The organism is Bacillus sp. FSL L8-0654 (assembly GCF_038629965.1).
Classification (GTDB): domain Bacteria; phylum Bacillota; class Bacilli; order Bacillales; family Bacillaceae; genus Bacillus; species Bacillus safensis.
In genome coordinates, this window is the sequence record NZ_CP152026.1 from 1,285,430 (window position 1) to 1,310,244 (window position 24,815).

At 40.9% G+C, this 24,815-nt stretch carries 26 protein-coding genes and 1 riboswitch; of the genes, 22 read left to right on the top strand and 4 right to left on the bottom strand.

Going from position 1 to position 24,815, the window contains the following annotated elements:
• The first annotated feature begins 43 nt into the window (after nt 1-43).
• A riboswitch (PreQ1 riboswitch) is annotated at nt 44-88 on the top strand.
• 159 nt (nt 89-247) lie between these two features.
• Genes queC through queF form a run of 4 tightly spaced genes read left to right on the top strand, consistent with a single transcriptional unit; the run spans nt 248 to nt 2,582 of the window.
• A complete protein-coding gene (gene queC, locus MHH65_RS06485) occupies nt 248-904 on the top strand; it encodes a 7-cyano-7-deazaguanine synthase QueC (RefSeq protein WP_024424683.1) in 657 nt (218 codons plus the stop codon).
• Nucleotides 905-1,345 (top strand): 6-carboxytetrahydropterin synthase QueD, encoded by a 441-nt coding sequence (gene queD / locus MHH65_RS06490; RefSeq protein ID WP_034281544.1) that lies wholly within the window; start codon nt 905-907, stop codon nt 1,343-1,345.
• The gene (gene queE, locus MHH65_RS06495; RefSeq protein WP_268414092.1) at nt 1,338-2,069 is read left to right on the top strand and encodes a 7-carboxy-7-deazaguanine synthase QueE; all 732 of its coding nucleotides are present in this window, start codon (nt 1,338-1,340) and stop codon (nt 2,067-2,069) included. Before queD ends, queE begins: the two co-directional genes overlap by 8 nt.
• Before the next feature lie 15 nt (nt 2,070-2,084).
• A complete protein-coding gene (queF, locus tag MHH65_RS06500; protein WP_024426839.1) occupies nt 2,085-2,582 on the top strand; it encodes a preQ(1) synthase in 498 nt (165 codons plus the stop codon).
• Nucleotides 2,583-3,058: 476 nt separating this feature from the next.
• Here the strand turns inward: queF and MHH65_RS06505 are convergent, their stop codons facing one another.
• Nucleotides 3,059-3,415 carry a winged helix-turn-helix transcriptional regulator gene (locus MHH65_RS06505; RefSeq protein WP_268414091.1) on the bottom strand — a complete coding sequence of 119 codons (357 nt, stop codon included), beginning with the start codon at nt 3,413-3,415 and terminating at the stop codon, nt 3,059-3,061.
• A gap of 168 nt (nt 3,416-3,583) precedes the next feature.
• Here MHH65_RS06505 and MHH65_RS06510 point away from each other — a divergent pair, with 168 nt between their 5' ends.
• Both MHH65_RS06510 and MHH65_RS06515 read left to right on the top strand, forming a co-directional pair.
• Nucleotides 3,584-4,330 (top strand): glucose 1-dehydrogenase, encoded by a 747-nt coding sequence (locus tag MHH65_RS06510; protein WP_111927283.1) that lies wholly within the window; start codon nt 3,584-3,586, stop codon nt 4,328-4,330.
• Between the two features lie 389 nt (nt 4,331-4,719).
• Complete coding sequence (locus tag MHH65_RS06515) at nt 4,720-4,938, top strand: hypothetical protein (protein ID WP_070325762.1); 219 nt, start codon at nt 4,720-4,722, stop codon at nt 4,936-4,938.
• A 123-nt stretch (nt 4,939-5,061) separates the two neighbouring features.
• On the opposite strand, the gene MHH65_RS06520 is transcribed toward MHH65_RS06515, so the two are convergent.
• Nucleotides 5,062-5,250, bottom strand: a complete 189-nt coding sequence (locus tag MHH65_RS06520; RefSeq protein ID WP_003211747.1) for a DUF2187 family protein — start codon at nt 5,248-5,250, stop codon at nt 5,062-5,064.
• 167 nt (nt 5,251-5,417) lie between these two features.
• Between MHH65_RS06520 and MHH65_RS06525 the strand changes: the two genes are divergently transcribed.
• From MHH65_RS06525 to MHH65_RS06550, 6 genes are all read left to right on the top strand, one after another.
• Nucleotides 5,418-5,612: a hypothetical protein gene (locus MHH65_RS06525; RefSeq protein WP_034281552.1), complete on the top strand. Its 195-nt coding sequence runs from the start codon at nt 5,418-5,420 to the stop codon at nt 5,610-5,612.
• A gap of 306 nt (nt 5,613-5,918) precedes the next feature.
• Entirely contained in the window at nt 5,919-6,569 is a 651-nt protein-coding gene (locus MHH65_RS06530; protein WP_070325763.1) for a cell wall hydrolase, read from the top strand.
• A 113-nt stretch (nt 6,570-6,682) separates the two neighbouring features.
• Nucleotides 6,683-7,999: a polysaccharide biosynthesis protein gene (locus tag MHH65_RS06535; RefSeq protein ID WP_024424690.1), complete on the top strand. Its 1,317-nt coding sequence runs from the start codon at nt 6,683-6,685 to the stop codon at nt 7,997-7,999.
• A 54-nt stretch (nt 8,000-8,053) separates the two neighbouring features.
• Nucleotides 8,054-8,542, top strand: coding sequence for an endospore biogenesis thiol-disulfide oxidoreductase StoA (stoA, locus tag MHH65_RS06540; protein WP_326848847.1), 489 nt, complete (start codon nt 8,054-8,056; stop codon nt 8,540-8,542).
• Nucleotides 8,543-8,830: 288 nt separating this feature from the next.
• Nucleotides 8,831-10,750: a heavy metal translocating P-type ATPase gene (locus MHH65_RS06545; RefSeq protein WP_335350908.1), complete on the top strand. Its 1,920-nt coding sequence runs from the start codon at nt 8,831-8,833 to the stop codon at nt 10,748-10,750.
• A 104-nt stretch (nt 10,751-10,854) separates the two neighbouring features.
• Nucleotides 10,855-11,949: a Xaa-Pro peptidase family protein gene (locus MHH65_RS06550; RefSeq protein WP_335350909.1), complete on the top strand. Its 1,095-nt coding sequence runs from the start codon at nt 10,855-10,857 to the stop codon at nt 11,947-11,949.
• 53 nt (nt 11,950-12,002) lie between these two features.
• Here MHH65_RS06550 and MHH65_RS06555 read toward each other — a convergent pair whose 3' ends face one another.
• Nucleotides 12,003-12,146, bottom strand: a complete 144-nt coding sequence (locus MHH65_RS06555; RefSeq protein ID WP_162842493.1) for a hypothetical protein — start codon at nt 12,144-12,146, stop codon at nt 12,003-12,005.
• 93 nt (nt 12,147-12,239) lie between these two features.
• Here MHH65_RS06555 and MHH65_RS06560 point away from each other — a divergent pair, with 93 nt between their 5' ends.
• The 10 genes from MHH65_RS06560 (at nt 12,240) to MHH65_RS06605 (ending at nt 23,793) form a co-directional block, all read left to right on the top strand.
• Entirely contained in the window at nt 12,240-13,229 is a 990-nt protein-coding gene (locus tag MHH65_RS06560; RefSeq protein WP_098677362.1) for a LacI family DNA-binding transcriptional regulator, read from the top strand.
• A gap of 55 nt (nt 13,230-13,284) precedes the next feature.
• Nucleotides 13,285-14,139: a transcription antiterminator gene (locus MHH65_RS06565; protein ID WP_024424695.1), complete on the top strand. Its 855-nt coding sequence runs from the start codon at nt 13,285-13,287 to the stop codon at nt 14,137-14,139.
• Between the two features lie 202 nt (nt 14,140-14,341).
• Nucleotides 14,342-16,441 (top strand): glucose-specific PTS transporter subunit IIBC, encoded by a 2,100-nt coding sequence (gene ptsG / locus MHH65_RS06570; protein WP_098677363.1) that lies wholly within the window; start codon nt 14,342-14,344, stop codon nt 16,439-16,441.
• 93 nt (nt 16,442-16,534) lie between these two features.
• A complete protein-coding gene (locus MHH65_RS06575) occupies nt 16,535-16,801 on the top strand; it encodes a phosphocarrier protein HPr (protein ID WP_003211078.1) in 267 nt (88 codons plus the stop codon).
• Nucleotides 16,801-18,519, top strand: a complete 1,719-nt coding sequence (gene ptsP / locus MHH65_RS06580) for a phosphoenolpyruvate--protein phosphotransferase (protein WP_024426847.1) — start codon at nt 16,801-16,803, stop codon at nt 18,517-18,519. Before MHH65_RS06575 ends, ptsP begins: the two co-directional genes overlap by 1 nt.
• A gap of 100 nt (nt 18,520-18,619) precedes the next feature.
• Nucleotides 18,620-18,862: a transcriptional regulator SplA domain-containing protein gene (locus MHH65_RS06585; protein WP_044331928.1), complete on the top strand. Its 243-nt coding sequence runs from the start codon at nt 18,620-18,622 to the stop codon at nt 18,860-18,862.
• An 82-nt stretch (nt 18,863-18,944) separates the two neighbouring features.
• A complete protein-coding gene (gene splB / locus MHH65_RS06590; protein WP_024424698.1) occupies nt 18,945-19,973 on the top strand; it encodes a spore photoproduct lyase in 1,029 nt (342 codons plus the stop codon).
• A gap of 113 nt (nt 19,974-20,086) precedes the next feature.
• On the top strand, nt 20,087-22,048 hold the full coding sequence (locus MHH65_RS06595; RefSeq protein WP_024426848.1) for a methyl-accepting chemotaxis protein: 1,962 nt from the start codon (nt 20,087-20,089) through the stop codon (nt 22,046-22,048).
• A gap of 73 nt (nt 22,049-22,121) precedes the next feature.
• Nucleotides 22,122-22,907: an SDR family oxidoreductase gene (locus MHH65_RS06600; RefSeq protein WP_041106064.1), complete on the top strand. Its 786-nt coding sequence runs from the start codon at nt 22,122-22,124 to the stop codon at nt 22,905-22,907.
• Nucleotides 22,908-22,920: 13 nt separating this feature from the next.
• Nucleotides 22,921-23,793, top strand: a complete 873-nt coding sequence (locus MHH65_RS06605) for an NAD(P)-dependent oxidoreductase (RefSeq protein WP_098677364.1) — start codon at nt 22,921-22,923, stop codon at nt 23,791-23,793.
• Nucleotides 23,794-23,854: 61 nt separating this feature from the next.
• Here the strand turns inward: MHH65_RS06605 and MHH65_RS06610 are convergent, their stop codons facing one another.
• Nucleotides 23,855-24,649, bottom strand: coding sequence for a CAP domain-containing protein (locus MHH65_RS06610; RefSeq protein ID WP_041116470.1), 795 nt, complete (start codon nt 24,647-24,649; stop codon nt 23,855-23,857).
• Nucleotides 24,650-24,815 lie beyond the last annotated feature (166 nt).

Below are 24,815 nucleotides of genomic sequence, written 5' to 3' on the forward strand. Positions count from 1 at the left end.
TGGTACACTATCCTCTGTGAAAATTGAACAAAAATCCGTGAAGACGGGAGAGGTTCTAGCAAAACCCTCTATAAAAAACTAAGGACTTGCCGTATCCTTGGATGTGGCATTTTTTATTTTTTATGGCTGGGACACCTCATACACATGTAAAGGTGTCTTTTCTTTTGAGAAAAATAGGGGTTTTCAGGAGCCTTTCAGATGCAGTGTTGTACGGTTGTACTCATCTGCAAAAGGAGGAGAACAGAAAATGAAAAATGAAAAAGCAGTCGTTGTCTTTAGCGGGGGACAGGACAGTACGACATGTTTATTATGGGCACTTCAACAATTTGAAGAGGTAGAAACCGTGACCTTTCATTATAATCAGCGTCATCAAGAAGAAATTGATGTCGCCAAAAGAATCGCTGACAAATTAGGTGTGAAGAATCATCTGTTAGATATGTCTCTTTTAAATCAACTGGCACCTAATGCTTTAACAAGAGATGACATTGACATTGAGGAAAAAGAAGGAGAGCTTCCTTCCACATTTGTACCAGGAAGAAACTTAGTGTTCTTATCTTTCGCCTCTATTCTTGCGTATCAAATTGGAGCAAGACATATTATCACAGGTGTTTGTGAGACAGACTTTAGCGGCTATCCAGATTGCCGTGACGAGTTTGTGAAATCTTGCAACGTCACAGTGAATTTAGCAATGGAAAAACCATTTGTGATTCATACACCACTGATGTGGCTGAATAAAGCAGAAACATGGAAGCTGGCAGACGAGCTTAATGCGCTGGATTTTGTGAAAAATGAAACGCTCACTTGCTATAACGGCATCATCTCTGATGGCTGCGGGGAATGTCCTGCGTGTAAGCTGCGGAAAAATGGCTATGACACTTATATGGAAATGAAGGAGGCAAAATAAATGCTTTCTCAAATCTATCCACAAACCGATCATCCATTTTCATTTGAATTAAATAAAGACATGCATGTTTCTGCTGCCCATTTCATCCCGCGAGAAGATGCGGGCGCATGCAGCCGTGTTCATGGTCATACGTACACCATCAATATCACGATTGCGGGAGACGAGCTAGATGAATCGGGTTTCCTTGTTAATTTCAGTACATTGAAAAAGCTCATTCATGGGCAGTACGACCACACGCTGCTCAATGATCATGAGGAATTCTCATCAAACGATCGATACGCGATGCCAACCACTGAGGTGGTGGCAAAGACCGTACATGACAAAGTCGCAGCGTATTTATCGACTTTAGCGAACAAGCCGGCATGTGTTCAGGTCTTTGTCAGAGAGACACCAACAAGCTATTGCATTTACCGTCCGAAACGAGTTGAGATCAATGGCTAAAGCGATTCCCGTATTAGAAATCTTTGGTCCAACCATTCAAGGAGAAGGAATGGTCATTGGACAAAAAACCATGTTTGTCAGAACGGCTGGCTGTGACTACTCGTGCAGCTGGTGTGATTCCTCCTTTACATGGGATGGCTCAGCGAAGCATGACATTCAGTGGCTTGAGGCAGAAGACATTGTCAAAGAATTAAAAAGAATAGGCGGACAGGCTTTTTCTCATGTCACCATTTCAGGGGGAAACCCAGCCCTTTTAAAACAAATGGAATCCCTCATTGATTTACTGCATGAAGAGGGAATTTATACAGCGCTTGAAACACAAGGGACGATGTATCAGGAATGGTTTTTGAAAATTGATGATTTAACTATTTCTCCTAAGCCGCCAAGCTCGAATATGAAAACAGATTTTACGAAACTAACACGTATTATAGATGAGCTGAAAAACGGAAATAGGTTGCAGCATGCTAGCCTGAAGGTCGTGATCTTTGACGATCGTGACCTAGCGTATGCGAAGGATGTTCATGCAAAATACCCTGAGCTTCCTTTTTATTTGCAGGTAGGAAATGATGACACGACGACAGCTGATGATGCGTACTTATTGACGCATTTATTAAAGAAATATGAAGCGCTTGTCGATCAAGTAGCGCAAGATCCAGACTTAAACCGCGTAAGAGTGCTGCCGCAGCTGCACACGTTATTGTGGGGAAATAAACGAGGCGTATAGAAAGGAAGAGATGACATGACGACAAGAAAACCAGAAGAATTAGAAGGTGTCACGCTACTGGGAAACCAAGGAACCAATTATTTGTTTGATTATGCACCACAAGTGCTTGAAACGTTTCCAAATAAACATACAAATAGAGATTACTTTGTGAAATTCAACTGCCCAGAATTTACCTCACTATGTCCGCAAACAGGTCAGCCTGATTTTGCGACAGTTTATATCAGCTATATCCCAAATGAAATCATGGTCGAAAGTAAATCGCTAAAATTATATTTGTTCAGCTTCCGTAACCATGGTGACTTCCATGAGGACTGTATGAACATTATTATGAACGACCTGATTGAATTGATGGATCCAAGGTATATTGAAGTTTGGGGCAAATTTACGCCAAGAGGCGGTATTTCCATTGACCCGTATACGAACTACGGGAAACCTGGCACGAAATATGAGGAAATGGCAGAATACCGTATGATGAACCATGATATGTATCCGGAGACGATTGATAATCGGTAATTATTCCGCTGTGTGAGACGGAGTGTGAAACGAATTGGTGTCACATTAAAGTGGAAAAAGTCACACCTGAAAATACTCATGGGAATTGTATGAAAAAGTGTGACCTGAGGTGCAACCTGAACTGTGACTTTTATGCAGTGAAAAATTGATAGTGCAGAAGCAGATGAAGGCGTACAATTTGTACGTCTTTTCTTTTTTATCCGAAAGAAAAAATGTCTATTTAGAGATCATAGGCATTAAATATTATGATCATATCTTCTTATATTGTTTAAAGTTAAGTTTCTGAACCTTCTCTTTAACATTTGAAACAGCTCATTTTTGAATTTCATCAAAGTTCTCCTGAATATAGTCCATGACACTTCTGATTAGAACTTCACTTTCAAAATTGACTATCTCATTTATTTCTGACTGTTCTTCATCTGTTAGGTGAGGGTATTGATGTTGTTTAGCATTTACTTCAGCAGCTACTTCAATCCTCACTTTAGTTGTTCTGGTTGTACAATTTCATATTCACCTTCTGCATACTCTTGCTCCGCATAATGGCTCCCCCATTGACAGAGCTCCTGCAAGATAGGTTTAAGAGATTCTCCAAGTTCAGTGGATGAATATTCAACCTTCGGCGGTACTTGATTATACATCTTTCTGGTCACAAGTCCACTGGCCTCAAGCTCTCTAAGTGTTTGAATCAGCATTTTCTGCGTGATATTTGGGATAATGCGCTTTAATTCACTCGTTCTCTTTGATCCATTCATTAAAAAGTATAATACAAGGCCTTTCCATTTTCCGCCAATCACTTCCTTTGTCACTTCAAACCCGCAGCTGAATTTTTTCATGTCTAAAGCTCTCCATTCCACATTTATTACTTTTTAGTTACTATATCACAAAAAAGTGGGTACTTCCGATAATGTGCTTACTGAAGGATACTATATCTTGTAAGTTGTTCTTCAAGTACTTAAAGGTACTAGACATAAAATAATATGAATTCTAAAGGAGTGTTAAGTATGGGTAAATTTGAAGGTAAAATAGCACTTGTAACGGGTGGAACAAGTGGGATTGGTCTTGCTGCAGCACAAAAATTTGTAAACGAAGGTGCATATGTGTATATCACGGGACGTAGACAAAACGAACTTGATAAAGCTGTTAACCAAATTGGCAAGAACGTAACCGGTGTTCAAGGTGATATTTCTAAGCTTGAAGACTTAGACAAACTATATGACATGATAAAGCAGGAAAAAGGTAAGTTGGACATTCTTTTTGCTAATGCAGGCATCGGCAACTTCCTTCCATTAGGTGAAATTACTGAAGAGCAGGTTGATAGAACGTTCGACATTAACGTGAAAGGAACCATTTTTACTGTTCAAAAAGCGCTATCACTATTCCCGGACAAAGTAGGTTCTATTATTGTAACGGGCTCTACTGCTGGATCAATTGGCAACCCAGCATTTAGTGTATATGGAGCATCTAAAGCAGCATTAAGAGCACTAGTTCGCAACTGGATTCTTGACCTAAAAGGTACTGAAATTCGTGTAAATGTGGTAAGTCCAGGAGTGATTCTTACACCTGCATACGATGAGCTTTTTGGTGATGCACTTGAAGGAGCGATGGAAGATGCCAGAAATACTGTTCCAGCTGGAAAAGTTGGGACACCTGAAGAAGTAGCAAACGCTGTAACTTTCCTTGCTTCAGACGAAAGCAGTTACTTGACGGGTGTTGAATTGTTCGTAGATGGCGGGCTAGCACAGGTATAATGTCACTGCGAAGAGATTACAAATCGTCCCCAAAAAAAGTTAATGGGGATTTACTTGAGTCATATAAAAAAGTCGTTTTCCTGATGTCCCGAATATTCACAAATACTGCAAACTAAGTTTGGTGATGGATATGTAAAATGAGAAAAAAGGAAAAGACATGCCGGATGCATGTCTTTTTTTGCGAATCAACCATAAAAAAAGAGAAGAGTCATGTCACTCTTCTCATACGAATGGGAATAGAACTTGCTAGGACGGCTGGGGGCTACCAGCTCGTAAACATATTATACATGACAGAACGTACGTTTGTAAAGGGGGATCATGTTTTTTTGCTTATCTCATTTGATGTAAGATAAAATAAGGGCAATGAATGATAAATGGAGGCGTTTGAGTTGGCAAACAAAGAAGAGCGGGCAGAGCAGCTGCTAATGGATCTAAGGGAAGAGCTTCAAATGCTCGAACATCAAAACAAAGAAAGGTATAAATGGAGTGCCTCCACATTGCTTGGAGTGATTGCCCTCTTGATTGATAAAGGAGTGATCACACCCGAGGAAGTCGAGATGTACAAGACGAAGGCGGAAATGCAAACCTTTCATACGCAAAAAGACTGACCCCTCTTTAAGTGGTATCAGTCTTTTTCATATGTGATTGTTCAAATAGAGCAAAGTTGTCAAACGAGCCAAATTTGCTTTATATATACGTATGTACCGATTGTCTGAATTGAGGATTGCAAATTAATGTACGGAGTCTTTGATGATTTTATAGTTTTTATGATTAACGACTGTTAGTGAATCCAGTTCTAGATCTCTATAGTTGTCCATAATGGTGACATCCACAATGACAGAGTTTTCATTCACTTTTTCAACTACACCTGTTAAACCATTTCTAAATTCGATCACATTTCCAATTTTTGCAATCTTCAACCGATCCCTCTCCTTTAAAAACAGATTTCATTCCCTATTAAAAAGTATTTTGCAATATTTTCATACCAATGTAAAGGATAAAGACGTTTTTGTTTTGTTTTCGTTGTATGCTCTTCTAACGAATGGTATATTTAATAATTGATCATGGCTGAAAAGGAGCGGTTTTTTTGACTGAAGAACAAATCCTCACAATCCTCGAATCTTTACGGAATGGGACGGAAAAACAGGTGGCCATCCAAAAAGATGACTTTTTAACGTTTCGTTCTGTTTTGGTGAATCAAGATGATTTTAAACATTTTCGCGGGATCGCCAAACATGGTGGAGATGTTATTTTTGAATATCTTACAGAAGCAAGAAGCTAAAGCTTTTTCTCATTGATGAGAGAAAGCTTTTTTATTTTCGTTCTTTTGTCACACTTCAAACGACTCTGATACATATGAAAAGAAAATGTAATAACCCATAATCAGGAGCATAAGGATGATGATAGGTGAAAAAGGGACCTTTTTAAGCGCTAACAATTCCATTTTATGTGCGCTCAACTAGGACATGCCATTTAATGACGGAATTTGGACAGGCATGTAAATCTTTGTGCGTGAAAATAGAATGAGCTCTTGTTAGAGTGGACAAGTATCTTACAGCCTACTTTGATTATAGGAGGAAAAAGGCGAATGATTAAAATTCATACAGCTCTTTTTGTCATCCTTATGCTCGTTGCAGCAATGAAGATGGACAATATACAAGAGCAGCAAGGCACATTAAGTCACGAACTTTCACAAGCACCTGTTAAACATCAGCTTTCATATATAGATCAAGACCACGAGCAAGTCATCCCAGCATTTTCTGAAGAAAAGCGTCAGCCAAAAGTGAAATTGCTAAGTACGTCAACAGAAGAAAAGTCTTCAAAACCGAAGCAAAAGAAAAAAGTAAAATCTGAAACAACGAATAAGGCAAGCGGAAAACAGTATTCTAATGAAGAAATGGACTTGCTTTCTCGGTTGGTACACGCTGAAGCGAAAGGTGAATCTTACGAAGGGAAAAAAGCGGTGGCAAGTGTTGTCTTAAACAGGGTGGAGCATCGTTCTTTTCCTGACAGCGTGAAAGGTGTGATTTATCAGCGAAATGCCTTCCAGCCAGTATCGAATGGAAGCATTCATGATAAGGCAGATCAAGATTCCATTAAAGCGGTGAAGCAGGTAGTAAAAGAGCATGACAGAACAACAAAGGCTATCTATTTTTATAATCCAAAAACGGCAACAGATCATTGGATTCGTTCCCGCAAAATTGTAGAACGTATCGGACGTCACGTGTTTGCCGTATAGAGAAAAAGAGCGATCAATGAGATTGCTCTTTTTTTGTCTTCAATTATTAAAATATTTTTTGGACTTGTCTCATAGAATGTGAAAAGAATTTGCTTTAGACAAGGGGAGGCTACATGAATCGATTTGTAAAAGGGGTCATTCTGCTATCTGTCGCAGCTTTTATTGCGGAGTGTATAGAGTTTTTAGTCAATATGATTTTAGCGAGAGAGCTTGGAGAACATGGAATGGGCTTATATATGAGTATCCTTCCAATCATCATGCTTGTCCTTGTGATCGCCAGTTTAGAGCTGCCAGTCTCCATTTCTAAATTCATTGCAGAATCACATGAGCGTCTCCACAAAAGCATGCTCCGTCATGCCTTTAAAATGACACTTGTGGTGACAAGTACAACAACAGCTATAGCAGCTATTGTACTGCCTTTCATTCCAGTGTTTCAGTCGTATCATCCGCTTATGAAGGGCCTAGTGCTGTCACTTATCCCAATTATTGCGTTTACCTCCATTGCCCGCGGCTATTTTATGGGAAAGCAGCAAATGGGCAGAATTGCTTTAGCCAATATGCTGAAGAAAACGATCCAGCTTATCTGCTTGTTTTTGTTTTTTCATTGGTATTCGTTTGATATTGAAACAGCAGTACTCATCGCCATTGGTGTCATTGTTGCGAGTGATCTTGTTGTCTTTATTTATTTATACTCCCAATACGTCATGGCAAAAAATGCTGTGAATGTCAGGTCTGTTGAATTAAGAGGAAGTGATGTGCGAAAGCGCCTATTAGCCGTTTCCATTCCGACAACGGGCATGCGCATCTTTCATGCGATCGCCAATGCGGTTGAACCATTTTTAATCAAAGGAGCGCTCGTAGCAGCAGGCATTTCTGGAACACTTGCTGTTGATCATTACGGCATGCTGGCTGGTGTCGCAATGTCGATCGGTTTTTTCCCAGCGTTTATCGCTCATTCCATCATGATTGTGATGATTCCGAGTGTCTCTGAAGCCTATGCTTTAGGTCAGTATGATCTTGTGAAAAAACGTGTCAGACAGGCGATTCTTATAACGTTTGGATATGGGGTGCCGGCAGTGATGGTCATGTATTATTTTGCTTACCCGCTCACACAGCTCTTTTTTGATTCACCGCAAGCTGCTGTCTATTTACAGCTGCTATGGCCATACTTTTTATGCCACCTGTTTGTGATGCCGTTTCAAGCGTGTTTAATCGGAATGGGGCTCATCAAAGATGTGTTCCTACATAATATATGGGTGCATGTCGTCTCTTTTTCTATGGTGTATTTCCTCGGTTCAATTGAAAGCTTGAATATGATGGGTGTCATTTTAGGGATGAACACAGGCATGCTGCTGTTGACTGCCCTGCATTATGCGACGATTTGTAAGGAGCTCGGCGTTTCAATGTTTCTTACATTGAAAAAAGCTTGAATGTCATCGCCATCGAGAGGGCAAGCTAGAAGAAAACTGGGAAGGAAGATCATGATGAATCGTAAACATCTACCCGCCAGTCTTCTGATGATGACCCTGCTTCTATTTCTAACGAGCACAGCAGCAGAAGCAAAAGAGCCTGTGATGGCGCCAAGGATAGAGGCGCCGACATTAAATGGTGACATGCAGATGGTTCCAGAAAAAGGGAAAAAGACCATTTTGCATTTTTGGACAACATGGTGCCCGTCCTGCAAAATGGAGCTGCCTGAATTTGAACAGATTGTGAAAGAAAATCAGAGTGATGTTAACATATTGACCGTGAATTTACTAGGTGCTGAACAAAGTAAACATGCTGTTGCCCAATTTGTGAAAGATAGAAGGTTTACATTCCCGATCATACTAGATGAACACGGAGAAATGATGAAGAAATATCAAATCATCACCATTCCAACGACCTTTTTGATTAACGAAAAAGGAGAAGTGGTGAAAAATCATGTAGGTCCACTGACGAAAAAACAAATCAAAGAGTGGACAAATTCGTAGAACAAATCCTTTCTGTGAAAGAACCAATTCTGTTGGTTCTTTTTTGTGTTCGTTTGCTTTTCATCTGAATACACTGTGCTCAGAAGAAGACGGAACGGTCTATATCAATAATGATAATTATTATCAAAAAGAAATTATAATAATTATTAATTGAAAATTAATCAGAACCTGTTATAATGAGTGACAGACCAATAAAAAGCTTGAAATAGCAGAAAATATAGATGAAAAAGAAACGGGCAACGATTGATAATATGAAAACGATTATCAATTAGAGAGGAGAAAACAATCATGAATGAGAATACAGCACTTTACCAAACGACAAATCAAAAGGAATCGAAATGGTCCTTACATAAATGGGCACAGCACGGAGAATTAATTGCAGCAGGTATATCGGGGATTCTTATTCTAACTGGATGGATTCTAAAGGATCAGAGTATGTGGAGCATTCCTCTTTTCATCCTAGCATTTGTTATTGGAGGTTTTGCAAAGGCGAAGGAAGGAATTGAAGAAACGATTTCGTCTAAGACCTTGAATGTGGAACTTTTAATGATTTTCGCAGCGATAGGATCAGCTCTGATTGGCTATTGGGCAGAAGGCGCTATCTTAATTTTTATTTTCTCACTGAGTGGTGCGCTTGAAACGTATACGTCAAATAAAAGCAAGAAAGATTTAACAGCATTAATGAGCATTGCACCAGATGAAGCAACTTTAATTGAAAAAGATGGTACGACCATTCAAATCGCCGCTTCATCATTAACACCAGGTGACCAGATTATGGTCAAAGCTGGGGAACGCATTGCAGCAGATGGTGTCATTTTAAGCGGGAGAACAAGTGTGGATGAATCTGCCCTTACAGGCGAATCTATTCCACAGGAAAAAGGGCAGGGGGAAGACGTATTTGCAGGAACAGTGAATTTAAATGGTTCCTTAACAGTGGAAGTCACGAAACATAATGAAGAAACGCTATTCCATAAAATTATTAAACTTGTTGAATCCGCTCAAGAAAGTGTTTCGCCAAGCCAGGCATTTATCGAAAAATTTGAGGGTGCCTATGTAAAAGGTGTGCTGATTACCGTTGCGGTATTAATGGTTCTGCCTCATTTTGTTCTCGGCTGGAGTATGAGTGAAACCTTCTACCGGGCAATGGTGTTTATGGTCGTTGCTTCACCTTGTGCTCTAGTTGCATCCATCATGCCAGCAGCACTGTCACTGATCTCAAATGGCGCGAGAAATGGAATGCTTGTTAAAGGAAGTGTCTTTTTAGAAAAACTAGGCACAAGCAGCATGATTGCTTTTGATAAAACGGGGACAATTACAAGCGGGAAGCCAGCCGTAGAACAAGTCGTCATGGCTAAAGGGCAGGATGAATCTGCTTTTTATCAGGCACTCTATCAAATTGAGAGTCAATCAAACCACCCATTAGCGAAAGCAATTTCTGATATGGCAAAAGAACACCAAACAGAAAGATCAGTCCATGTCACCATTGAAGAAGCCTCTGGATTTGGTGTAAAAGCACAATTAAATGGAGAAACGTGGCGGATTGGGAAGAAAGACTTTGCGGGTAAGGCGTCAATCGACCGCGAGATTGAAGAGACAGGTGATGACCTTTCAGCTCAAGGATACACAGTGGTCTATGTTCAAAAGGGTGAAGAAGTTGTTGGCTGTCTTGGCCTTAAGGATCAAATCAGACCTGAAGCCAAAAAAATGATTCAAGAACTAAATGATTTAGGCATCCAGACCGTCATGCTGACAGGAGATCAGCAAAAAACGGCTGAAGCGATTGCGCAGGAAGCCGGCATCCAAACCGTAGTGGCTGAATGTCTTCCAGATGAAAAGGTACATGAGGTCAATCAATTAAAAAAACAAGGTAATTCAATCATCATGGTAGGAGACGGAATCAATGATGCACCAGCGCTTGCCACAGCAGATGTTGGGGTTGCAATGGGCGGAGGCACAGACGTTGCCTTAGAAACAGCGGATCTCATCTTAATGAAGAACAATTTAAATAACCTAACAAAGATGATCCGTCTTTCAAGAAAAATGAATCGAATCATTAAGCAAAACATTATTTTCTCATTAACGGTGATCTGTTTGTTAATTTGTGCGAATTTCTTACAAGTGCTTGATTTGCCTTTTGGTGTCATCGGGCATGAAGGAAGTACGATTTTGGTCATTTTAAATGGTCTGCGTCTGCTTCGTGCATCTTAAATCAATCATCAGGGCGCACTGGTTACATGCCAGTGCGCTTTTGTGCGAAATAAAGCAAAAACTGATACAATAGACCAGTAGTAAAACGTGTGAGGAGGATCATGATGAACCGAATGAAGAGCTTGTCTTCTTGGCTAAAGAAAGAAGACATTCAAGGTGCATTTATACATACAAAGGAAAATGTGTTTTATCTATCTGGATACTTCACAGAGCCGCATGAAAGAGTGATGGGGCTGTTTGTGTTCCAAGAGGCAGAACCATTTTTTATTTTGCCTAAAATGGAAGTCGAGCAGGCAAAAAATGCAGGATGGTTCGGCGATATTATTGGATATGAAGATCATGAGAATCCATTTGATTTCATTCAATCAGCGATAGAAAAACGCGGTATTCAAACGGCGCGTCTCGCGATTGAAAAAGAATCGATTCCGCTTCAAAGAGCTGAACAGCTCCAAGCTGTTACCGGGGCAGAAACGTTCGTCCGGGCTGAAGATGCGCTCAATCAGCTCAGACTGATTAAAGATGAATCTGAAATTGCTACACTCAAAAAAGCGGCTCAATTGGCAGATGAAGGTGTAAAAATTGGGGTTAACGCCTTAAAAGAAGGAGTCACAGAAACAGAAGTGCTCGCTGTCATAGAATATGAACTAAAGAAAAAAGGCATTCAAGGTATGTCCTTTTCAACTATGGTTCTCTTTGGTGAAAAATCAGGCGAGCCTCATGGAAATCCGGGACAGGCAGCCTTAAAAAAAGGTGATTTTGTGTTATTTGACCTTGGCGTCATTGTCGATGGATATTGCTCAGATATCACAAGAACATTCATCTATCAGGAAGCTTCTGAAAAGCAAAAGGACATCTATCAAACCGTCTTAAATGCAGAAATGGCAGCACTTGAAATGAGTAAGCCAGGCGTGAGAATCGGCGATCTTGACTTAAAAGCCCGCGGGCTGATTTCAGAAGCGGGGTATGGTGAATATTTCCCACATCGCCTCGGACATGGGTTAGGGATTTCTGTTCATGAGTTTCCTTCTATGAGTCAGGCAAATGACGACCTTCTGCAAGAAGGTATGGTGTATACGATTGAACCAGGAATTTATGTCCCGGGAGTCGGCGGCGTAAGAATTGAAGATGATGTTCTCATTACGGCAGATGGTCCAGTCACCTTAACCAATTATCCGAAAGAGCTGACGATCATCAAGTAATAAAAAAATCACGATGAACGTCCAGGTCTTGGAAGTGTCATCGTGATTTTTTATCACTCTTCTCGATCCTTATCAACAAAAAAATCATCAATTGATTGAAACGGTTTGATTTTATGTTCTTTTCCTAAAGGATGTAATGCAAAACGAGCAGAAAACAAAACAGTCATACATAATATAATCCATATGATGAAACCCATCTTGAATTCCCCTTTCCATCCAGTGATTTGTTCAGCTCACATACATCTTAAAGTATGAAACGCTTACCATATCAAGAGAAAGTAGGAGAAAAAATGGCAAACATAAGGGAGATTGCGAAAAGAGCGGGCGTATCTGTGACAACCGTATCACGTGTGTTGAATGAGCATCCTTATGTTAAAGAAGAAAAAAGGGAACGTGTTCTACAAGCGATGAAAGAGCTCAAGTATACGAGAAACATCCAGGCGGTTCATTTAGCGAAGGGCTATTCGAATATGCTTGGCATCGTCCTTCCAAACATTGAACACTCTTATTTCAGCGCACTCGTCACAGGTATTGCAGAAAAAGCACAGGCGCGCGGCATGCATTTTGCTTTATTTCAAACAGGATATGACCCATTAAAAGAAAAAGAAGCGTTAATGAGTTTAAAAGAGCGCCGTGTGGATGGTTTAATATTTTGTTCAAATGCGTTAAGTGATGGTCACATTTTAAAGTGGCAGGAATCAGGGCCGATTATATTTTGTCATCCTGCACCGCACGATCAATGCTCAACCGTGTCGATTGCGCATGATCAAGCATTTAAGGAAGGCCTGCATCATTTGACGGCATGCGGCCATCAACGAATTGCGATTGTTCTCGCCAGAACAGAAGGAGCGAATAGCGAGTCGCGACTTCAGGCTTATCAAGATATGATGCAATCGCTCGGGCAGACCATTGATGAGGATTGGATCATTGAAGGGAAGTTATCTCTGCTTGATGGGAAGCAATTATTTGTAGAATGGCAGAGAATGGAAAATCGTCCTACAGCTTTATTCATTACAAATGACGAAGTCTCTGCCGGCTTTTTATTAGAGGCGCAGCGTCATGACATAAAAGTAGGAGAATCACCAGCCATACTCAGCTTTCAAAATAACCAATTGAGTGAGGTTTTAGGGATTTCCAGCATTCATATTCCCCTCAAACAAATGGGACAGGAAGCGTTTGACTTGTTTGACCGGGCATTAAAGGGAGAGAAATCAGAAAAAAGAATGCTGCCATTTCGCCTGATTGAGCGAACAACAACCGTTTTGAAAAACAATCGTTGACGCACGTTTCATCTGTTTTGTACGATAAGAGGGATTGAATAAGAAGGAGGTGGGGATGTTCATGGAATCCTTCACCGTTGATAAAGCGTTAAATAATAATGTCATCATCGCAAGACACCCTTCTTTGGGCGAAGTGGTTCTGATTGGGAAAGGGATCGGCTTCGGTAAAAAATCGGGGGATCTTCTCGATCAAGACGTGTTTGAAAAAATGTTTGTGTTAAAAAACACGAAGGAACAAACAGAATATAAACAACTGCTTCATCATATTGATGAGAACATGATCGAGCTTGCCAATGACGTCATTTATCATATACGAGAAAAAATGGGACAACGATTGAATGAGCATATACATGTTGCACTGACCGACCATATTGCGTTTAGTTTTAAGCGGGTGCAGCAAGGCTATGATATCACGAACCCTTTTATGCTTGAGACGCAATCGCTTTACCCGAAAGAATACGAGGTTGCAAAGGAAGTTGTTGAACTGATTAACGAGCGGCCAGATGTCGAAACGAAGCTGCCAGAAGGAGAAATTGGCTTTATAGCGCTCCATATCCATTCAGCTTTGACGAATCGGCCATTATCTGAAGTGAACCGTCATTCGCAGCTCATTACACAAATGGTTCAAGTCATTGAAGATTCATTTCATATGAAAGTAGACAGAGAAAGTATTCATTATTTACGCTTATTACGCCATATTACGTTTTCAATTGAGCGTATTAAACGGGGAGAATCATTAGAGGAGCCAGAAAAATTGCTTCATCTATTGAAAAATGAATATCCTTTATGCTACAATACTGCTTGGAAAATGATCAAAATTTTGCAGCATGCATTGAAAAAGCCTGTACAGGATGCTGAGGCTGTCTACCTGACACTTCATCTGTACAGATTGACAAATAAAATTTCATAGTTTCCTTGAAACGTGTAACTGATTCGATCAGGCATGAGTGACTTAAGGTAAATACAGGATAAGATCCTGTTATTTGCGCAACCTTATATCACCATGCCTTTTTTTGCGTTTGAAAGTGAAATGTAAACGGTTAATTATGAAATGTACGTCAGGGAGCATCCCAAATGTATGTTGTAAGCGAAAACAAAAGGAGGTTCAACCAGTGTTTAAATCACTTTTTGGTGTGTTGCAAAAAATTGGACGAGCACTCATGCTTCCAGTTGCGATCCTTCCTGCTGCTGGTATTTTACTGGCACTTGGGAATGCGATGCAAAATCCGCAGCTGATTGATGTAGCTCAATTTTTAAGCAATGATACAATTCAGCTTGTTGCAAGTGTCATGGAGAATGCGGGGAACATCGTCTTCTCGAATCTTCCGCTATTATTTGCTGTAGGGGTTGCCATCGGTCTTGCCAATGGAGACGGAGTGGCAGGGATTGCCGCTATCATCGGTTACCTTGTCATGAACGTCACGATGAGTGCCGTATTAATGGCTAACGGATCGATTCCATCTGATTCACTCAAACTGGCTAAGTTCTTCAAGGAAAGCCATCCAGCATATATTAATATGCTCGGCATACCGACCTTGTCTACCGGCGTTTTTGGCGGGATTATCGTCGGGGTATTAGCAGCTTATATGTATAATAAATTTTACAAAATTGAGCTCCCGCAATATCTTGGCTTCTTTGCTGGTAAGCGTTTTGTTCCAATCGTTACTTCTATTTCAGCACTTATTTTAGGGCTATTGATGCTAGTCATTTGGCCGCCAATCCAAGGTGCACTGAACTCATTTTCAACAGGACTGCTCGCAGCGAATGAGCCGCTGGCTGCCTTTGTATTCGGTGTCATTGAACGATCATTAATTCCGTTTGGTCTGCACCACATTTTCTACTCACCATTCTGGTATGAGTTCTTTAGCTACAAGAGCTTATCAGGAGAGCTTGTCCGTGGTGACCAGCGTATTTTCATGGCGCAAATCAAAGATGGTGTACAGCTGACAGCTGGTACATTCATGACAGGGAAATATCCGTTCATGATGTTCGGTCTTCCAGCAGCAGCACTTGCGATTTACCATGAAGCAAAACCAAAGAATAAAAAGCTAGTAGCAGGAATTATGGGATCAGCGGCCCTTACTTCTTTCCTTACAGGGATCACTGAACCGCTTGAATTCTCATTCTTGTTTGTTGCACCAGTATTATTTGCGATTCACTGTGTATTCGCTGGATTATCCTTTATGATAATGGATATTCTAAACGTGAAAATCGGGATGACCTTCTCAGGAGGGTTAATCGACTTCTTCCTATTTGGTATCCTGCCAAATAGAACCGCTTGGTGGCTCGTCATTCCAGTAGGTCTTGTACTTGCTGTCATTTACTACTTCGGATTTAGATTCGCCATTCGCAAATTTAATCTGAAAACACCAGGCCGCGAGGATGAAGCAGCAGATGGAGCAAGTGAGGCGAAGTCTGAAAAAGGGAATGACTTGCCTTATGAAATCCTTGAAGCAATGGGTGATCAAGAAAACATTAAGCACCTGGATGCTTGTATCACGCGTTTACGTGTCACTGTGAATGATCAGAAGAAAGTGGATAAAGACCGTTTGAAAAAGCTTGGCGCTTCTGGTGTTCTCGAAGTAGGAAACAACATCCAGGCCATTTTCGGCCCGCGCTCTGATAACTTAAAAACACAAATGCAGGACATCATTGCAGGCCGCACGCCTCGTCCAGCGAAAGACCCTTCTGCAAAAGAAGAAGTCAGCCAGCAGGTTGAAGAAGTTATTGCAAAGCCGCTTCAAAATGAGCAAGGGGAAGAAATTTTTGCTTCACCAATTACAGGGGAGCTTCATCCAATTACAGATGTACCAGATCAAGTATTCTCAGGGAAAATGATGGGTGACGGTTTCGCCATCTTCCCAACAGATGGAACGGTTGTTTCACCGGTAAGAGGGAAGATCTTAAATGTGTTCCCGACGAAACACGCCATTGGCCTGCAATCTGATGGTGGACTTGAAATTTTGATCCACTTCGGAATTGATACGGTCGGCCTCAAAGGAGAAGGGTTTGAAGCATTTGTACAAGAGGGAGATCAAGTAGAAATCGGTCAAAAACTTTTAGAGGTTGATATTGATAAAATTAAGTCTGAAGTACCATCTTTGATGACTCCAATTGTATTTACCAACTTAAGTGAAGGACAATTTATTGACCTTCAAGCATCCGGTGAAATCAAAGCTGGACAAGAAAACATCATGAAAATTTCAAAATAATTTTCATAACTGCCGTTCTTGTTAGATGACAAGCTCGGCAGTATGATATAATATTGTGGATGTATTAATTGTATAAAAAGGAGATTGATAAAAATGGCTCAACAAACATTCAAAGTAACTGCAGATTCTGGAATTCACGCACGTCCTGCAACAGTTCTTGTACAAACTGCTAGTAAATATGATGCTGATATCAACTTAGAATATAATGGTAAAACAGTGAACCTGAAATCTATTATGGGTGTAATGTCTCTAGGAATTGCGAAAGGTGCTACAATCACAATCTCTGCTTCTGGTTCTGATGAAAATGATGCACTTGCTGCGCTTAAAGACACAATGAAAAGTGAAGGCCTAGGCGAGTAATGCAACAACTGAAAGGAATCGGTGCTTCAGCAGGCGTTGCGATTGCAAAAGCGTATCGTCTGGAAGAACCAGATTTAACAGTTCACCAAAAAGACATCAATGATCCAGAGACAGAAGTGAAGCGTTTTGAAGAAGCAATTCATGTTTCTAAACAAGAACTTGAAGCAATTAAAGAGCATGCGCTAAAAGAGCTTGGCCAAGACAAAGCAGATATCTTTTCTGCCCACCTTCTTGTGTTAAGTGATCCTGAACTGCTAAACCCAGTAAAGGATAAAATCAAATCTGATAAAGTAAATGCTGAGTTTGCTTTAAAAGAAACAGCGACAATGTTTGTCACAATGTTCGAAGCAATGGACAATGAATACATGAAGGAACGTGCAGCGGATATTCGCGACGTAACGAAACGTGTGACTGGCCATTTGCTAGGCGTTGACATTCCAAACCCAAGCATGATTTCTGAAGAAGTCATCATCATTGCTGAAGATTTAACACCTTCTGATACTGCTCAGCTGAACAGACAATTTGTCAAAGGCTTTGCAACAGATATCGGCGGTCGTACTTCTCACTCAGCGATCATGGCAAGATCTATGGAGATTCCAGCAGTTGTTGGGACAAAAGAAGCAACAAAAACGGTGAAAAACGATGATCTGATCATTGTGGATGGTATTAGCGGCGACGTCATCATTCAGCCTTCTGAAGATGAAGTGAAAGCGTATCAAAAAAAGCATGAAGACTACTTAGCTCAAAAAGCGGAATGGGCGAAACTTGTTGACCAGCCAACGGTTACAAAAGACGGCGTTCACGTAGAGCTAGCTGCAAATATCGGAACACCTGAAGATGTAAAAGGTGTACTTGAAAATGGCGGCGAAGCAGTTGGATTGTACCGTACTGAATTTTTATACATGGGCAGAGACCAGCTTCCTACAGAAGAAGAGCAGTTCGATGCGTATAAAACAGTTTTAGAGAAGATGGAAGGGAAAGCAGTGGTTGTCCGCACACTAGATATTGGTGGCGATAAAGAACTTCCTTACTTGCAGCTTCCAAAAGAAATGAACCCGTTCCTTGGCTATAGAGCCATTCGCCTTTGCCTGGAAGAGCAGGAGATTTTCAGAACACAACTACGCGCCTTACTTCGTGCAAGTACATATGGAAACTTGAAAATCATGTTCCCTATGATCGCGACGTTATCAGAATTTAGAGAAGCAAAAGCCATTTTACTTGAAGAAAAAGAAGCATTGGTTGCCGCTGGTACAGACGTTTCTGATTCCATTGAAATCGGAATGATGGTAGAAATTCCATCAACAGCTGTCATCGCAGACCAATTTGCAAAAGAAGTAGATTTCTTCAGTATTGGAACGAATGATTTGATTCAATACACAATGGCTGCTGATCGAATGAACGAACGAGTGTCTTATCTTTATCAGCCTTACAACCCAGCGATTTTACGTCTTATTACGCTTGTGATCGAAGCAGCGCATAAAGAGGGTAAATGGGTCGGTATGTGCGGAGAGATGGCAGGAGATGAAATCGCAATCCCACTTCTACTTGGATTAGGATTAGATGAATTCTCAATGAGTGCAACATCCATTCTTCCAGCTAGAACGCAGCTAAGCAAGCTTTCTAAAGAAGAAGCTGCATCATTTAAAGAGCATATTTTATCACTTAGCACAACAGAAGAAGTGGTTGATTTCGTCAAGAAGACGTTTCAACAGAACTAAGTGAATGAAAACCAGACAGGTGAAACTGTCTGGTTTTTTTGTCGAATTTTATCATATTGAGTCATATTGGGCAGTGAGAAGGGCACCCTATAATTAAAAAATGGAGGTGACCAGATTGCCTTTCTCAGACTACAAACCGGGTGATCAAGTATATGTGATTTATCGAAATCCACATGCTGCAAACGTAGCACAAATTAAAGAAGCAGAAATTGTTTCACATCCATACAACGAAGAAGAGCTTGCCCTCTTTTTACTTGAAACGTATCATCCACTAGCACCTGATGATGCTGTGTTTCCAACATATGAAGAAGCAGAAGCTCTTTATCAAGACTTGTTTGAATAAGGGAGATTTTAGAAAGGATAAAAGCCATCCTGTGCGGTTAAAGTAACGGTATGAAAACCTTAAAGGTAAGGATGTGCTTAATATGATCAAACCTTTCGTTCCCCAGCTTGTTTACATTGAACCCCGGGCGTTAGAGTACCCGTTAGGACGAGAGCTGAAGGAAAAGTTTGAGGGTATGGGAATCGAAATAAGAGAAACGACTTCACATAACCAGGTCAGAAATATTCCGGGAAAAAATGACTTGCAAAAGTATCGTAATGCGAAGTCAACGCTTGTCATTGGTGTGAGGAAGACATTGAAGTTTGACTCGTCTAAACCATCTGCAGAGTATGCGATCCCATTTGCAACAGGGTGTATGGGACATTGTCATTATTGCTATTTGCAAACAACAATGGGAAGTAAGCCGTACATTCGAACGTACGTCAATGTAGAAGAAATATTAGATCAGGCAGAGCAGTACATGAACGAGCGGGCGCCGGATATCACGAGATTTGAAGCATCATGTACTTCAGATATCGTAGGAATTGACCATTTGACACATACACTCAAACGAGCGATTGAATACTTTGGGCAGACCGACTTAGGAAAGCTTCGCTTCGTCACGAAGTTCCATCATGTCGATCATCTGTTAGATGCAAAGCATAATGGCCGGACAAGATTCCGTTTTAGTATCAATGCCGATTATGTCATTAAATATTTTGAGCCCGGAACATCACCGCTAGATCAGCGGATTGAAGCGGCTGTTAAGGTCGCAAAGGCAGGCTATCCTCTAGGCTTTATTGTTGCTCCAATCTATATCCATGAAGGCTGGCAGGAAGGATATAAAGTTCTTTTTGAAAAGCTTGATGCAGCTCTTCCTGAAGATGTGAGAGACGATATCACCTTTGAGATGATTCAGCATCGCTTTACAAAACCAGCAAAGCGTGTGATTCAAAAAAACTACCCAAAATCAAAATTAGAGTTGGACGAAGAAAAAAGAAGATACAAGTGGGGAAGATACGGAATAGGAAAATATATCTATCAAAAAGATGAGGAACAAGAACTAAGAAAGACTTTAGAGTCATATATAGATCAGTACTTTCCTTCTGCAAAAATTGAATATTTTACTTGAAACAAGCCTATACGGCTTGTTTTTTCTATTTAAATTTTCTTACAACTATTGAATGCGGTATCATTTTGCCGATATATAAATTAAGGTGTGAAAGTAGATGTAGGGGTGATGAGATGTTTAAGAAACTTCAAGTGAGAATAGCTGTTTTCATCTCAGTTATTTTAATTTTAACCGTCGTGGCCGTTCAAGTGGGTTCTAACATAGTATTAACACCACTTATTGAACGAGATGCAAAAACCACCACAGCAGCAACGGCAGAGAGCATGAGAGACATCATTGCACAAAAGCTTGATAATTACAGTGATACAATTAATAAACTGGCAACTAGTACACTTACTGAAGATTTTGCGCAAAAACAAACAAAACAAACATTAGTCTTCGAAAACGATGAACTAAAAGGCTTGCAGGAGCAGGATGAACTTATTTCACTTGCCTATATTGGAACAAGTGACGGCAAAATGTTCGCCTTCCCAGAGTCCGATTTTGGTGAAGGGTATGACCCATCTAAACGAGATTGGTTTATCCAATCAGCTGAAAAGCCTGACGAAGTCATTTGGACTGATCCATATATCGATAAAGCAACAAATGAAATGGTCGTCTCAGCCACAAAGGCGATTGTCAGAAACGGAAAGGTCGTTGGGGTCGCTGGACTTGATTTGAAATTATCCTCCATTCAATCTTATATAAAGGAACAAAAGATTCCTTATATGGGTACCGCTTTCTTAGTTGACGGCAAAGGAACCATTTTAGCACATCCAACAGAGCAAGGAAAAAACATATCAAAAGTAGCTTCTGTGAAAAAAGCGATCGACAATTCAGGTATTGATGACAGAAAAGAACTGACGGTCATATCTAAAATCAAAGAAGCTGATTGGACGATTGGTGTCAGCTTTGAGAAAAAGAAACTGCTTTGGATCACAGAACAAATGAATCAGACAAGCATCATTATTTCCGTCATTGCCATTATTCTTGCGATGATCCTCAGCTTCTTATTGGCAAGAAGCATTACAACGCCAATCAAGCGTCTAATAGAGCATGTGCGTAAGGTGTCAGAAGGCGATTTAACAAGTACGCTTGCAGTGAAATCCCAAGATGAAATTGGTTCCCTCACGAAAAGCATTAATCAAATGACCGAGGATATCAGGGAGTTAATTGAAAAAGTGAAAGGGGCTTCAGATCAAGTTGTGAAATCAGCGGATGAAGTGACCCACATTTCAAATGAGACTTTGCTGTCTAGCGAACAGATTGCAACGGCCATTCAAGAGGTGGCAACAGGAGCGACTAAGCAGGCATCAGATGCAGAAACGATTAATGAAAAATCAGAGTATTTGTATGAGAAAGTGCGCCATATGGGTGAGCTCGCTTCACAAATGCAAACCAACTCAAAATCATCTGAAGATGCAAGCTATAAAGGGCTTGACGCACTTGGTTTGCTCGTCCAAAAATCAACACAAGCGAGTGAAGAATCGAAAAAGGTTGAGCAAATGCTGCTAGACCTTGAGCATAAAACGAAAAATATTGAAAATGTCGTGACCGCCATCTCTGAAATCTCGGATCAAACGAATTTACTTGCACTAAATGCAAGCATTGAAGCAGCGAGAGCAGGAGAAAGTGGACGAGGGTTTGCTGTAGTTGCAGAAGAAGTGAGAAAGCTTGCTGAACAATCTGCGCAGTCAACAAAACACATTAGTGAAACCGTCAAACTCATTCAAGATGAATCGAAGAAGGCGGCTGAAGCGATGACAACAGCAAGTAAAATGAATGAGGAACAAGGTGCCGCCATCAATGCAACCGGTGAGGCACTCAGCAGTATCACAATGGAAATGCAGGCACTTGTCGGTTCAATCGACAGTATTCATACACAGATTAATGAAATGACAGAAGAACAGCAGAAGATGAGTGACTCCATTCAAAGTATTGCTGCCATTTCAGAAGAATCTGCTGCCTCAGCTGAGGAAGTGCATGCGTCTACAGATGAACAAGTTCAAGTGTTAGAAAGAACGAAAACCTCAACTGAAATGTTGAACGAATCAAGCCAGGCACTGCGTCAGGCGGTTGATCGATTTAAGGTGTAATGAGCGGAAAGGAACCTTGCGATGTGAGCAAGGTTCTTTTTGTATGATAAAATAAACTAGAGGAGGTGTTGACATGGATGTCAATCTAACTGGAAAAAAAGCATTGGTAGCTGCAAGCAGTCAAGGTATCGGAAAATCGATTGCCTTTGCTCTAGCAAAAGAGGGAGCAGATGTGATGCTCTCGGGAAGACATGAACAGAAGCTGAAAGAAACAGTCAAGGAGCTGTCTCCGCTTGTCAAAGGACAGCTGACTTATCAAGTATGTGATGTATCTGACGCCGGGCAAATCAAGGCGCTTGTTCAAGCGGCGGCTGGTGATGAGAAGTGTCTAGACATTCTTGTGAACAATACAGGCGGGCCTAAAACAGGAACGCTCGACACCTTAACAGATGAAGATTGGATCGAATCATTTCAGCTTCATTTACTCAGCTATATTCGATTATTAAAAGAGGCATTGCCTTATTTGAAAAAACGCGGCGCACGTGTGTTAAATATTGCGTCAATGTCAGTGAAAGAACCGATCCCGGGCTTGATGCTGTCGAATACATTTAGACCGGCCATAGCCGGCTGGACAAAAACAGCCGCTCTGGAGTTTGCAAAGGATGGTATTTTGATCAATACGTTAGCACCGGGAAAAATTGAAACAGACCGTGTGAAACAGCTGGAAAAGCACCGTGCACAAAGAGAGAATCGAACGGTTGAAGAAATCAAAGCACAGGCTGAACGAGCGATCCCGCTTGGCCGTTACGGCCAGCCAGAGGAATTTGCAGCATATGCAGTGTTTCTTTTATCAGAAGCCAATACATATATGACAGGTCAAACACTGATCATTGATGGTGGATTGACAAAGTCTCTTTAAGGAGGAACAAGTGATGGCAAAAATCAAAACAGTTGGTTTTATAGGAATCGGTGTAATGGGTCGCAGTATGGCAGGACATTTAATGGATGCAGGCTATGAAGTGATCGTTTATACAAGAACGAAAGCAAAAGCAGACGCATTGATTCAAAAAGGCGCATCATGGAAGCCGGCAGTAAAGGAGATTGCAGAAAGTGCAGATGCCGTCATTACAATGGTGGGATATCCATCTGATGTAGAAGAGATCTATTTAGGTGAAGATGGGCTTGTGGCACATGCCGCGCCAGGTACATATCTCATTGATATGACGACATCGAAGCCTCAGCTTGCAAAAGAAATTGAGTTGAAAGCGAAGGAAAGAGGTATATTTACATTAGATGCACCTGTATCAGGCGGAGACATAGGAGCCAAAAATGGCACGCTGGCCATTATGATCGGCGGAGAAAGGTCAGCCTATGAAGCCTGTCTGCCGCTATTTGAGCAAATGGGTGAAAACATTCAATATCAAGGACCGGCAGGAAGCGGTCAGCATACAAAAATGTGTAACCAAATTGCCATTGCAGCGGGAATGGTCGGTGTCGCAGAGGCAATGGCCTATGCCGAAAAATCAGGGCTTGATCCAGAGCAGGTGCTCAAAAGCATCACAACAGGTGCAGCCGGCAGCTGGTCTTTGTCAAACCTTGCACCAAGAATGCTGAAAGGCGATTTCGAGCCAGGGTTTTATGTGAAGCATTTTATCAAAGATATGGGCATTGCACTTGAAGAAGCAGAGCTGATGGGGGAAGAAATGCCAGGGCTCTCACTTGCGAAGTCCCTTTATGAAAAGCTGAGCGAACAGGGCGAAGAAAACAGCGGGACCCAGAGCATCTATAAATTATGGGTCAAATAGTTTGCAGCACCCTCAAAACAAACTAAAAACCTGTCCCAAATAGGGACAGGTTTTTTTGATATTATTTTCCGATGAATTGCTGCGTCCAGTAGTTGCCAGATTTCACATAACCAACACCGATATGTGTGTAGCTTTTGTTTAAAATGTTCGCTCTGTGGCCTTCACTGTTCATCCATGCTGTCACAACTTCTTGAGGAGATTTTTGACCTTGGGCAATGTTTTCACCTGCTGATTTATAAGTGATACCGAATTGCTTCATTTGATCAAATGGAGATCCATAAGTTGGGCTTGTATGAGAGAAATAGTTTTTATCTTTCATATCTTGAGATTTTGCGCGAGCAGATTTACTTAATTTAGAATCAACAGAAAGGGCCTTTAAGCCTTGTTTTGCACGCTCTTTATTTGTAAGCTCAACCACTTCTTTTTCAAATGCATTTAAGCTGCTGTCTGCTTTTGATGCGGTTGTGTCTTTTTGGTCAGCTTTTGTGTTGCTGCTTGTGTTTTCTTTTGCTGGAGTGCTTGGTTTAGAAGCAGTTGGTTTTTTCACTGATTCTTGTTTTTGTTCTTGTTTTGCTTTGTTTACTTCTTTCACTACTTTTGTTCCTGTAACAGGTTGACCGCTTTTGATCAGTTTGTTTAATAGAGCTTCGATCTCTTTTTGATTCGACTTGCTTAGCTTGTTTACATCTGAAGAGATATGTAATTTTGCTGCTAGTGTATGAAGATCAATGGCTTGATGCTGTACATTTATTACTTGTTTCAGGTTAAGCTCCTTCGCATCAGCTGAATGTCCTCCAGTGAATGTGATGAGTGCAGCAGCTGTCAGCGCTGAAAAAAAGAATGATTTCTTCTTCATATTGTAACTCCTCCTAAAATCTTTGTTTTGTTTTCTCACAAAAAATCATAACATGGACTTTTTGTTATAAACGTACCAGCATCCTCCATTGACAATGCAAGTTTGTCATTTTTGTTAAAGTCATCGTAAGAGCCGCTTCATATCAAAGGATAGGGAATTCTTCCAT

Bases quoted from the DNA above. Each gene is read 5' to 3' on its own strand.
- queC (WP_024424683.1), top strand. From the start codon at position 248: ATGAAAAATGAAAAAGCAGTCGTTGTCTTTAGCGGGGGACAGGACAGT.
- queD (WP_034281544.1), top strand. From the start codon at position 905: ATGCTTTCTCAAATCTATCCACAAACCGATCATCCATTTTCATTTGAA.
- queE (WP_268414092.1), top strand. From the start codon at position 1,338: ATGGCTAAAGCGATTCCCGTATTAGAAATCTTTGGTCCAACCATTCAA.
- queF (WP_024426839.1), top strand. From the start codon at position 2,085: ATGACGACAAGAAAACCAGAAGAATTAGAAGGTGTCACGCTACTGGGA.
- MHH65_RS06505 (WP_268414091.1), bottom strand. From the start codon at position 3,415: ATGAAAAAATTCAGCTGCGGGTTTGAAGTGACAAAGGAAGTGATTGGC.
- MHH65_RS06510 (WP_111927283.1), top strand. From the start codon at position 3,584: ATGGGTAAATTTGAAGGTAAAATAGCACTTGTAACGGGTGGAACAAGT.
- MHH65_RS06530 (WP_070325763.1), top strand. From the start codon at position 5,919: ATGATTAAAATTCATACAGCTCTTTTTGTCATCCTTATGCTCGTTGCA.
- MHH65_RS06535 (WP_024424690.1), top strand. From the start codon at position 6,683: ATGAATCGATTTGTAAAAGGGGTCATTCTGCTATCTGTCGCAGCTTTT.
- stoA (WP_326848847.1), top strand. From the start codon at position 8,054: ATGAATCGTAAACATCTACCCGCCAGTCTTCTGATGATGACCCTGCTT.
- MHH65_RS06545 (WP_335350908.1), top strand. From the start codon at position 8,831: ATGAATGAGAATACAGCACTTTACCAAACGACAAATCAAAAGGAATCG.
- MHH65_RS06550 (WP_335350909.1), top strand. From the start codon at position 10,855: ATGAACCGAATGAAGAGCTTGTCTTCTTGGCTAAAGAAAGAAGACATT.
- MHH65_RS06555 (WP_162842493.1), bottom strand. From the start codon at position 12,146: ATGGGTTTCATCATATGGATTATATTATGTATGACTGTTTTGTTTTCT.
- MHH65_RS06560 (WP_098677362.1), top strand. From the start codon at position 12,240: ATGGCAAACATAAGGGAGATTGCGAAAAGAGCGGGCGTATCTGTGACA.
- MHH65_RS06565 (WP_024424695.1), top strand. From the start codon at position 13,285: ATGTTCATGGAATCCTTCACCGTTGATAAAGCGTTAAATAATAATGTC.
- MHH65_RS06575 (WP_003211078.1), top strand. From the start codon at position 16,535: ATGGCTCAACAAACATTCAAAGTAACTGCAGATTCTGGAATTCACGCA.
- ptsP (WP_024426847.1), top strand. From the start codon at position 16,801: ATGCAACAACTGAAAGGAATCGGTGCTTCAGCAGGCGTTGCGATTGCA.
- MHH65_RS06585 (WP_044331928.1), top strand. From the start codon at position 18,620: ATGGAGGTGACCAGATTGCCTTTCTCAGACTACAAACCGGGTGATCAA.
- splB (WP_024424698.1), top strand. From the start codon at position 18,945: ATGATCAAACCTTTCGTTCCCCAGCTTGTTTACATTGAACCCCGGGCG.
- MHH65_RS06595 (WP_024426848.1), top strand. From the start codon at position 20,087: ATGTTTAAGAAACTTCAAGTGAGAATAGCTGTTTTCATCTCAGTTATT.
- MHH65_RS06600 (WP_041106064.1), top strand. From the start codon at position 22,122: ATGGATGTCAATCTAACTGGAAAAAAAGCATTGGTAGCTGCAAGCAGT.
- MHH65_RS06605 (WP_098677364.1), top strand. From the start codon at position 22,921: ATGGCAAAAATCAAAACAGTTGGTTTTATAGGAATCGGTGTAATGGGT.
- MHH65_RS06610 (WP_041116470.1), bottom strand. From the start codon at position 24,649: ATGAAGAAGAAATCATTCTTTTTTTCAGCGCTGACAGCTGCTGCACTC.